The organism is Achromobacter sp. CSND-B12 (assembly GCF_052906545.1).
Window position 1 is genome coordinate 760,328 of record NZ_JBREGJ010000001.1, and the last position, 9,297, is coordinate 769,624.

12 protein-coding genes are annotated in these 9,297 nt (G+C 68.1%); 3 read left to right on the top strand and 9 right to left on the bottom strand.

The genetic code is table 11. From position 1 onward, the window contains the following. Positions 1 to 15 precede the first annotated feature (15 nt). Positions 16 to 198, bottom strand: coding sequence for a hypothetical protein (locus tag ACUTAG_RS03450; RefSeq protein WP_024069638.1), 183 nt, complete (start codon positions 196 to 198; stop codon positions 16 to 18). A 277-nt stretch (positions 199 to 475) separates the two neighbouring features. Between ACUTAG_RS03450 and trhA the strand changes: the two genes are divergently transcribed. Continuing rightward, complete coding sequence (trhA, locus tag ACUTAG_RS03455) at positions 476 to 1,120, top strand: PAQR family membrane homeostasis protein TrhA (protein ID WP_045953616.1); 645 nt, start codon at positions 476 to 478, stop codon at positions 1,118 to 1,120. Between the two features lie 56 nt (positions 1,121 to 1,176). Here trhA and ACUTAG_RS03460 read toward each other — a convergent pair whose 3' ends face one another. Further along, positions 1,177 to 1,455, bottom strand: a complete 279-nt coding sequence (locus ACUTAG_RS03460) for a hypothetical protein (protein ID WP_148318278.1) — start codon at positions 1,453 to 1,455, stop codon at positions 1,177 to 1,179. 40 nt (positions 1,456 to 1,495) lie between these two features. Continuing rightward, a complete protein-coding gene (locus ACUTAG_RS03465; RefSeq protein WP_006385404.1) occupies positions 1,496 to 1,699 on the bottom strand; it encodes a cold-shock protein in 204 nt (67 codons plus the stop codon). Between the two features lie 413 nt (positions 1,700 to 2,112). On the opposite strand from ACUTAG_RS03465, the gene ACUTAG_RS03470 reads away from it, so the two are divergent. After that, positions 2,113 to 2,544, top strand: a complete 432-nt coding sequence (locus ACUTAG_RS03470; protein WP_054436962.1) for a hypothetical protein — start codon at positions 2,113 to 2,115, stop codon at positions 2,542 to 2,544. Positions 2,545 to 2,556: 12 nt separating this feature from the next. On the opposite strand, the gene ACUTAG_RS03475 is transcribed toward ACUTAG_RS03470, so the two are convergent. Next, positions 2,557 to 3,327 carry an AraC family transcriptional regulator gene (locus tag ACUTAG_RS03475; RefSeq protein WP_053499912.1) on the bottom strand — a complete coding sequence of 257 codons (771 nt, stop codon included), beginning with the start codon at positions 3,325 to 3,327 and terminating at the stop codon, positions 2,557 to 2,559. 100 nt (positions 3,328 to 3,427) lie between these two features. On the opposite strand from ACUTAG_RS03475, the gene ACUTAG_RS03480 reads away from it, so the two are divergent. Beyond that, positions 3,428 to 4,243, top strand: a complete 816-nt coding sequence (locus ACUTAG_RS03480) for a sulfite exporter TauE/SafE family protein (protein ID WP_024069643.1) — start codon at positions 3,428 to 3,430, stop codon at positions 4,241 to 4,243. A gap of 73 nt (positions 4,244 to 4,316) precedes the next feature. Here ACUTAG_RS03480 and ACUTAG_RS03485 read toward each other — a convergent pair whose 3' ends face one another. The 5 genes from ACUTAG_RS03485 to ACUTAG_RS03505 form a co-directional block, all read right to left on the bottom strand. Further along, positions 4,317 to 5,213: an alpha/beta hydrolase gene (locus ACUTAG_RS03485; RefSeq protein ID WP_049055508.1), complete on the bottom strand. Its 897-nt coding sequence runs from the start codon at positions 5,211 to 5,213 to the stop codon at positions 4,317 to 4,319. A gap of 8 nt (positions 5,214 to 5,221) precedes the next feature. Beyond that, positions 5,222 to 5,833, bottom strand: coding sequence for a LysE family translocator (locus tag ACUTAG_RS03490; protein WP_049055509.1), 612 nt, complete (start codon positions 5,831 to 5,833; stop codon positions 5,222 to 5,224). 12 nt (positions 5,834 to 5,845) lie between these two features. Then, positions 5,846 to 6,991 (bottom strand): aromatic ring-hydroxylating oxygenase subunit alpha, encoded by a 1,146-nt coding sequence (locus ACUTAG_RS03495; protein WP_006385414.1) that lies wholly within the window; start codon positions 6,989 to 6,991, stop codon positions 5,846 to 5,848. 75 nt (positions 6,992 to 7,066) lie between these two features. Continuing rightward, positions 7,067 to 7,876: an alpha/beta fold hydrolase gene (locus ACUTAG_RS03500; RefSeq protein WP_020928584.1), complete on the bottom strand. Its 810-nt coding sequence runs from the start codon at positions 7,874 to 7,876 to the stop codon at positions 7,067 to 7,069. Next, positions 7,876 to 9,207 carry a hypothetical protein gene (locus ACUTAG_RS03505; RefSeq protein WP_054444403.1) on the bottom strand — a complete coding sequence of 444 codons (1,332 nt, stop codon included), beginning with the start codon at positions 9,205 to 9,207 and terminating at the stop codon, positions 7,876 to 7,878. Before ACUTAG_RS03505 ends, ACUTAG_RS03500 begins: the two co-directional genes overlap by 1 nt. Between the last annotated feature and the right edge of the window lie 90 nt (positions 9,208 to 9,297).

Sequence of the window (9,297 nt, forward strand, 5' to 3'; positions counted from 1 at the left end):
GGGCTGGAAATCCCGTCAGAACCGGCCCGGCGGGATCGCCGCGCTGCCGGTCAACAGGTCCAGACAGGACACCAGCGCCACCGCGATCGTGATGAGGGAAAGTACCTTGAGGACTTTGCTGGTGCCAGGCTGGGTCAACATCGCGGTCATGCGCGTGATGATATACGCCCCAACCATCAGGCCGATTGCCGGAATCATAGAAGAGCCTCCCCTTGAAGAGTCTTGCGGGCCCGCCGGATGCGCTGCCCTCGATAACGCCATGCAGCAAAAGCGCCGCCTCTGCGGGCGGCTGATCGAGCGTGTGAAATGTATCACACAGTAACTTTCCATCGATGCTCCTGAGGCATGCCGGCGGCGATGCGGTTTGCAGAAAATCAAGCCATCCCCCCGCGCGCGGCGGTCCGGCTTGAGGTGGCGGCCCAAAACCCTTATGGTGGAAACCCTGAGAATCCAAGCCACGCGCCGCCAGCAAACCATGTTCCCGAACGACCGCCGCCAGACCCTGGGCGAAGAAATCGCCAACACCATCAGCCACGGCCTGGGCGCGGCCGGCGCGCTGGCCGCCGCCCCCATCCTGATCGTCGCCGCCGCGCGCCAGGGCGACGCCGCCTTCATCGCCGGCGCGGCGGTGTTCGCCGCCAGCATGTGCCTGCTGTACCTGGCCTCCACCATCTACCACGCGCTGCCCGAAAACCGCGCCAAGCGCCTCTTCAACGTGCTCGACCACTCGGCCATCTACCTGTTGATCGCCGGCACCTATACGCCGTTCGCGCTGGGCGCGCTGCGCGGGCCGTGGGGCTGGACGCTGTTCGGGCTGGTGTGGGGGCTGGCCCTGCTGGGCGTGGGCCTGAAAGCCAGCAAGCGGCTCAACCGGCCGGCGATCTCGACCGGACTGTACCTGGCCATGGGCTGGCTGGTCATCATCGCCGTCAAGCCGCTGCTGGAACGGGTGCCCGAGGGCGGCCTGTGGTGGCTGGTGGCGGGCGGACTGGCCTACACCGGCGGCGTGGTGTTCTTCGTGTTCGACAACCGCTGGCGCTATGCGCATTTCGTCTGGCACTTGTTCGTGCTGACGGGCACGGTGTGCCATTTCTTCGCGGTGCTGTGGTACGCGGCGTAGGCAGCGCGGCCCCGCCGCGCCGGTCGGCGCGATCGCGGCTGGTTACGAAGGCGGGCCTACCGTTGCAGCGCCGCGCTGGCGGAGCGCGCGTGGCTGTCCACCAGCAAGCGGCCATGGTGGATGGCCGCATCCACCGCCATGACGGGGCTGGAGACAGAGCCGCCTGATGCGAACAAGGGCACCACGACGTGGTGGTCGTTGCGGCGATCCTGTTCGGCGGCCAGCTCCACCGCCACGGTCGCGGTGAAAGCGGGCCTGCCGCTGCCATCCACGGAAATGCGGGAAACACTGGCGGTCAGCCGGTAACCCTTGTAGACCATGTTGTTATGAAACATGTTCGCTCCCATCCGAGATACGGGCCGTGGGGGCCTGCGCTCACATTGCGCGAATCTGCGTTGCGTGAGGGCCTTTCGCGCCTTGCGCGGTGACGTAGCTGACGCGCTGATTCTCGACCAGAGCCTTATGGCCGTCGCCGACGATTTCAGAAAAATGCGCGAACAGATCCTTGCCGCCATTTTCGGGCATGATGAAGCCAAAGCCCTTGGCGTCGTTGAACCACTTCACGATTCCGGTTTCCATATTTCCACTCCTTGCATGACGGGCGCTGCCCGAGAAAGAGCCAGTCAAGGAAAGGATAGCGAACAATGAGGCGCCCCTGGGAGGGTGCGATACCGGACGAAAATCACGATGCTCGAACAGCTTCAATCGACTATGGGTGCCCAGCCCCGGAAAGTCAACGGGTGTTTCCAATTAGGGCGGCCGTGATGTCCTGAATCACTTTCGTGGCGGGAGACGCCGTCAGCGCGCGAGAAAGCGCGTATCCTGCGGACATGGTGCTTGAACGCGCGTCACCTCGCCGTATCGCCATACAGGAGGACGACGCCCATGCGCCATGACCACAGCAAACACGCGGCGCCCGCCGCGCATCGCGCCCCCCCGCGCTCCCCGGCGCAATCGTTCCAACCGCCGCGCGCGCCTGTCGCGGAGCGCACGTGAGCGTCATCAGAAGGTCCATCGCCAGATTCGCCAACGCCTGCGTGAAACTGCTCCCGCCCGCGACGCCGCCGGACCCCGCCACGCGGCCGGCCGCGCCGCGCGACCATGCCGCAGTGGCCTCGCCTTGGCGCATCTACCGCATCTACGCCCGCCCAGGCCACTTGCTGCTGCGCGACGAACATGGCCGCATCCTCGATCTCGGGGTGATGAAGGGGGTCGAACCCAACCTGACCTACCGGTTGTTCGCGCGCGGCCTGCAGGGACGCGGATTTGCCAACCGCACGCAGTTGCTCGATGACATCGCGCGGCGCATCGAAGCGGGCGAAACCGGCAACGAATTGCTCAAGCTACCAGACTGGAGCCAATCCCTGGGCGCGGACCTGGACCGTGGCACGCACACCGACGTGTCGATGAAGCTGCGGCGCTAGCGTCCGCGCCGTTCACTCGGGCTGTTGCAGGTAGCCGGTGGGCGGACGGCCCAGCACGCGCCGGAACATGGTCGAGAATGCCGCCGGGCTCTGGTAGCCGAAATCCAGCGCGATGGCCGTCACCGGCGTGCCCGCCGCCAGCCGCGCCAGCGCCAGCACCACGCAGGCGCGCTGGCGCCAGGCCGAGAACGCCATGCCGGTCTGCTGGCGGAAGTGGCGGCTGAAGGTGCGCGGGCTCATGTGCAGGCGCTCGGCCCAGGCCTCGGGCGACTGGCGCACGTCGGGCGCGGCGATGAAGGCGCGGCACAGCGGCGCCAGGCGCTTGTCGCGCGGCAGCGGGATGTGCAGCGGCAGCACCGGCGCGCGCGCCACTTCGTGCAGCAGCAGCGCCGCCAGCGCGCCGTCGCGGCCGGCCACGTCGTAGCGCGCCGGCATGTCCACCGCGGCCAGCAGCAGCTGGCGCAGCAGCGGCGACACCTCGACCACTTCGCAGGCCGTGCTGGCGGCACGCGCCGCGCCCGGCTCGATGTAGGCGCTGCGGGTGCTGACGTCCTGCATCCGCACCTGGTGCGCCAGCCCGGCGGGAATCCAGACGGCGCGCTGCGGCGGCACCACCCAGTTGCCGTCGCGCGTGGCCACGTGCATGACGCCGGTGGCGCCGTACAGCAGCTGGGCGCGGCGATGCGTGTGCGCCGGCAGCAGATGGCCGGGCGGATAGTCGTTGCCGATGGCGACCACCTCGCGGTCCAGGCGGTCGTGCAGGTCGATGTGAGTGTTGCGCATGGCGGGATTGGCCGGAATGCGAACATTATTGTCCAATCCTCGAAAGCGAGCCACCGCGCCCCGCCCTATCGTGGCGTTTTGCCCGGAAAGGACGTTTGCGATGTTGTATGTGACCCTGGCGCTGTTTGGCGCCCTGAGCGGCGTGACCACGGTGCTGTTCGGCTTCGGCGGCGGCTTCGTGGTGGTGCCGGTGCTGTATGGCGTGCTGACCGCCACCCACGGCGCGCAGGACGCCATCGGCCAGGCCGCGATGCACATCGCGGTGGCGACCTCGACCTGCGTGATGATCGTCAACTCGGTGGCCGCCACCCGCAAGCACCAGCGCGCCGGCAACATCGTGCGCGCCTATGTCTGGCCGCTGGCCGGCTTCATCGGCGTGGGCGCCTTGCTGGGCGCCTGGGCCGCCACCCGCGCCAGCGGCGACGTGGTGCGCTATGCCTTCATCGCCTACCTGGCCGTGACCATCCTCGACTGCCTGCTGCGCCAGGGCTTCATGGCGCGCCACGAGGCGCAGGCGGCGCGGCCGCTGGGCCAGGGCGTGACCGTGGGCGGCGGCGTGGTGATCGGCGTGATCGCCACCTTCCTGGGCGTGGGCGGCAGCGTGATGACGGTGCCGCTGCTGCGGCGGCGCGGCCTGGCCATGGCCAAGGCCGCGGCCATGGCCAATCCGCTGACGCTGCCGGTGGCCATCGTCGGCACGCTGGCCTACATGGCGGCGGCGCGCGCGCTGCCCGCGCCGCTGGCGCCGTGGATCATCGGCTACGTGGACCTGCTGGCCTTCGCGGCATTGGCGCTGGGGTCGCTGGCGGGAATCCGCCTGGCGGCGCCGCTGATCCCGCGCATCCCGGACCGGCTGCATGCGCGGGTGTACGTGGCGCTGCTGGCGCTGGTGCTGCTGAGCATGGCGCTGGCCTGAACGGCCGCGCGGCCCGTCCGACGCGCCGTGCCGCGGGCCGGCGCGCCCCGGCGCTCCAAGCGCCAGGGCGACGCTATTGCGCGGCGAAAGCCGCCACCTGCGCCACCAGCGCGGGATCGCGCAATGCGCGGGTGTGTCCCATCTTCTCGGTGGCCACCAGTTCGGCGCCCGGCCAGGCCTGCGCCAGCACGGCGGCATCCTCGTAGGGGCTCTCGCGGTCCGCACGGTCGTGGACGATCAGCAGCGGCGTCGTCATGGACGGCGCCAGCCGCGCCGGCTCCATCTCGGGAAAGGTGATGCCGAGCCAGTCCTGGGCGCGCTTGAGCACCAGCGGCATGACCTTGGGCGGCAGGTTCATCATGCGCCGCGAATATTCCCAGACGCTGTCGTAGCGGCTGACCGGCCCCAGGAACACCGCGCGCTCGACGGTAAAGCCACGCGACAGCGCAAAGGTGACGGCGGCCGCGCCCAGCGAATGCGCGATCACGCCATGGAACGGTCCGTAGGCCTGGGCGGCGTGGGCCACGCAGGGTTCGAAGTGGCGCACCGAGGCCTGCTTGCCGGTGGAGCGGCCATGGGCCGGCATGTCGATGGCCACGACCTGGTAGCCGCGCTGGCGCAGCGGTTCGACGTAGGCCGTCATCTGCGCGGCGTCGCCGCCCCAGCCATGCACCAGCAGCACGCGCGGGCCGCTGTCGCCCCAGACGTAGTAGTAGACGGTCTGGCCGTCGATCTCGTGCGGCTCGGCGCGCGCCTGCGCCAGCACGCTGCGTCCGGGCTCGGAGGGCTTGAGCCTTGTGGGCGTGAACAGCAGCTTCTGCACCACCTTGGCGGTGGCGCCCGGCGCCACGGTGCCGGCAAAGCCGAACACGGCGCCGATGGCGCTGGCCAGGAAGGGTTTCTTGCGAGGCTTGCGCGCGGCGCCCGTGTCGGCGGCGGCAACGGCGGAGAGCTTGTTTTCAGTCGTCATACGTCGTTTCATCCTGGTAGCAGAGACAAGCGAACGGCGGACCCAACAATCGATACAGAGAATACCCCGATTACCAGCGCGGCGGTGCGCTGCAATCGTTCCGGGTTGATGAAGCCGATGCGCTGCCCGGCGAGCACGGCGCCGAACTTGATCCACAGGAACGCGATCGGCGCCAGCAGGCAGATGAACTGCGCCATCGCGGCCAGGTAGCCCGGCATGTGCTCGAACGCATGCGGCGGGAACAGCGTCGACGCGAACACCAGGCCCTTGGGGTTGAGCAGCGTGGCGATGAACAGCGCGTAGGGCCCGATGGGCTCTTTGCGCGTCGTCACATCCTCGCCCGCCGCGCACCAGATCCTGACCGCGACGTGGGCCAGGTAGACACTGCTGGCCACGCGCACCACGATGCCTATCCAGGGATAGGCGGCCTGCGCCGACGCCAGGAACAGGCCCCACGCCGTGATGCCGACCAGGTAGCCGGCCAGTTCGAAACCCACCAGCGGCGCGGCGCGGCGAAAGCCCTGCGCCAGCCCCGCGGCCGCCAGCAGGGTGTTGGTCGGACCGGGCGTGAGCAGGATGGCGGCCGTGCCCAGGACGAAGACCCAATCGATGCCGGTCATGGCGCGGCTCCGTCAGGCGGTCACGCGGTCGATGTTGTGCTGGAACATGCCCAGCAGCCCCTCTTCGAGCCCCAGCGTGTGCTGCGGGTTGGCGCCGCAGTGCAGGCCGGCCTGCACGCCTTCGACGATGCCGAAGTCCTCGCGATGGAACACCGCGTCGATGTTGCCGAAGCGCTGCGCCAGCGTCGCCTGCCCTTCCTCGCCGGCGTAATCGGCCTCGCGGTACAGCATGTCGTGGGTCCAGATGGTCTTGTCGGGCGCGATCGGATAGAAGGAATTGAGCGAGACGATGTTGGCGTGGTTGATCAGGAAGGTATTGGGGAACAGCGTGTAGAACACCGATGCGTAGTCCAGGATGCGCCACGACTGCGGGTCGGCGGCGGCCGCGTCCATCAGGTTGGTCTTGGCCGCGGCGATGCGGATGTGCAGGCCGTGTTCGAAGTGCGCGATCACCCCTTTCTCGAACACCGGGCCGATGGTGTTCTTGTGCAGGATGGGCACGTGGTAGCGCTCCAGGTAAGTCTTGAGCAGCAGCTTCCAGTTGGCGTTCAGGGTGCTGACCTTGCGGCTGTGCAGGGAAAGTTCGTCGAGCTTGAAGCCGGCGATCTCCTCGCTCATGTCGGCGCCCAGGCTGGCGTCCAGGTCGATGGTCGCGCCCGGCGTCGGATGCAGCCAGACCAGCCCCGAGCGCTCGGTCACCGCCAGCTCCACCAGTTTGTGCTTGCCGCAGTCCAGGTCGGGGAAGTTATAGGGCTTGGTCACGCCCTTCAGTTCGCCGTCCAGGCCGTAGACCCAGCCATGGAAGGGACAGGTGAAGAACTTCAGTTCCTTCTCATTGCCCGACACCAGGCGCGCGCCGCGATGGCGGCAGACGTTGAGGAAGGCGCGCAGCGCGCCGCCCTTGTCGCGCACCACCACGAACGGCAGTCGGTCCCACGGGCTGAGCAGGTAGGAGCCCGGCTCGCGCACCTGGGTCGAGGCGCCCACCACCAGGGGATAGTCGCGGAAGGCCGTTTCCAGTTCGCGCTCCAGCACGGCGTTGTCCATATAGACGCTGGCCGGCACTTGCACCACCCGGCCCAGCATGTCCTCGTCGCGGTCCACTTCGCGCAGCTTGAACATCTTGCGCAGGGTTTCTACTTGCGTCGCGTGTTTCATCTGAGATCCCAAGTCCTGTCAAAAGCGTTTTATGGAAAAAGACGCCCCGGCCCCGCCGGCGCCGGGGCGGGCCGCTCATGCCGCGGCGGCCACCGGCACCTCCCGCAGATAGGCGCCGACCCGCTTGCCCACGGCGGCCAGGCCCAGGATCTCGAAGTGGCCCGCGCCATCGACGATCTCCAGCGTGGCGCCGGGCCACGCGTCATACAGCGCTTGCGCGTGCGCCGGCGGCACGAAGTCGTCCTTGGCGCCGTGGATGACCAGGCCGGGCACGTCGAGCGCGCCGGCGATGTGCCGGGGCGCATAGTCGGTCCACAGCGAGGCGCCGTAGCGCCGCTCCAGCTCGGCGCACAGCCGGGTCTCGACCTCGGCGTCGAGCTGGTTGAGCTGGACGAACTTCTCGACCAGGAAGCGCGTGGTGGACGGCGTCGAGATCGAGACGAAGGCATCGGCGCGGAACCCCTGGTGCATGGCCGACAGCGCCCACAACCCGCCCAGCGAATGGCTCACCACCGCGTGGATGTCGCCCACCCGGGCGCAGACCTTGCGGATGAAGTCGCGCACCTGCACCGGGTCGGTGCCGCTGCCCGCGGCTTCGCCATGCGCCGGCATGTCGAACAGCACCACCTCGTAGCCCAGGTCCAGCAACTGCTCGGCGATCGGCACCATGCTGCCCAGGTGGCTGTGGATGCCATGCGCCAGCACCACGGTGGGGCCGGCGCCGCGCCGGTAGTACTTGTAGACGCCGCCGTCGACCTTCACCGAGAACGACTGGCAGCGTCCCAGGAACGCGCGGGTGAAGGCGTCATACGGCACCCGGGTGATGGCGAAGTACTTTTCCAGGATGGCGGCGAAGGCCGGATCTTGCGCGGTTTGCGCCATCATCAACTCCCCGCCATCGCCGCCAGGCACTGGCGCGCGCGCTCCGGCAACACGTATTCGCCGTCGCGCTCGATCCGCTCGTACAGGCGCTCGACCCGCTCGTAGTGAGCGTCCAGGTTCTGGTCGAGCAGATGATGGCGGGTCTTGTTGTAGACGCCGAACTGCAGGTCGGTCAGCAGCTCGAACGGGTTGATGTGGCCGTAGGGCGTGCCGAAGATCATCTTCAGGAATTCGTCGATGTCGTGGTAGCCCAGCGCGGTCAGCAGGAACTCGATGCCGGCGCGCTTGCGCTTGGTCTGGTAGGCGCGTTCCTTGGGGTCGACGATGAAGTCCAGGCCGCTGGTCATGCCCGCCGGATACTCCACCTTGGAGAAGCAGCGGAAGTCGATGGTGACGCGGTCCTCGGTGGCCTGCGGCAAGGTGCTGTCGGCGTGGGCGCGGTAGTTGTCGAAGAACAGCGCCTGGCCCACCTTGGAGTCGCAGAACCAGCCGGACGAGGGCTTGTCGGCGTATTTCTTTTCCCAGTACTTGGCCATCAGGAAGTCGCGCACCGTGGGCAGGTCGATTTCCGACAGCAGCCCTTCGGTGTACAGGTACAGCGCCTTGTCGACGGCGGCGCGCTCCTCGGCGTCCAGGTCCATCTCCAGCATCTTCATGTAGACGAAGTTCAGGTTCGGGGCCTCGACCTCGGCGTCCTCGAAGATGACGAAGGGCTGGCGCGTGATCGGGGTGGGCGTCAGGGCGGTGTGGAAGCTCTTGTAGTGCTTGGGAAAGCCCAGGCCCTTCTTGACCAGCGACGGGATCTGCAGCGCGATGCCGCTGGCCGAGTGGGTGCCGTAGGGCTTCTTGCCGGCCGGCACCACGAAGGCATTGACCACGGTGGTGGCCGCCTGCGGGAAGTGCTCCATCACCTTGTCCTGGTTGTCGTCGTAGAAACGCTTGGCCGAGGGGATGAAGAGCGCGCTGTTCTCGAACATGGTGGACAGCGGGAAATAGGTTCCCACGGAGGTGTCCGAGAACGTGCCCGCCACCTTGGCCTGCAGGCGCAGTTCGCGGCGCAGCTTGCCGGCCAGGTCGGCGTCCACGTTCATCTGGATGACCTGGGTGGGCTGGTGCTCGGGATAGAAGCAGCAGGCGTTGAGCGCGCGGTTCGGCGGCAGGCGCGAGGCCACGGCGGCCGGGTCGGCGCTGTAGCGGTCCAGCACGCGCACCAGGTGGCGGGCGTGCACGCCGGCCGCCTCGTTCAGGAACGTGCCGGTCTTCTGCCAGATGCCGGTGCCCTGGGCTTCGGGGGCGGCGGCTTGTGGTTGCTCTTGCAATTCGAGGGTAGTCATTCAAATCCTCCACGGGTCGTGGAAATCGGTCTGAGGACGCCGCCCGGCGGGCAGCGCCTGCATGGCGCTGCCCCGGCGGCGGGTCGAACT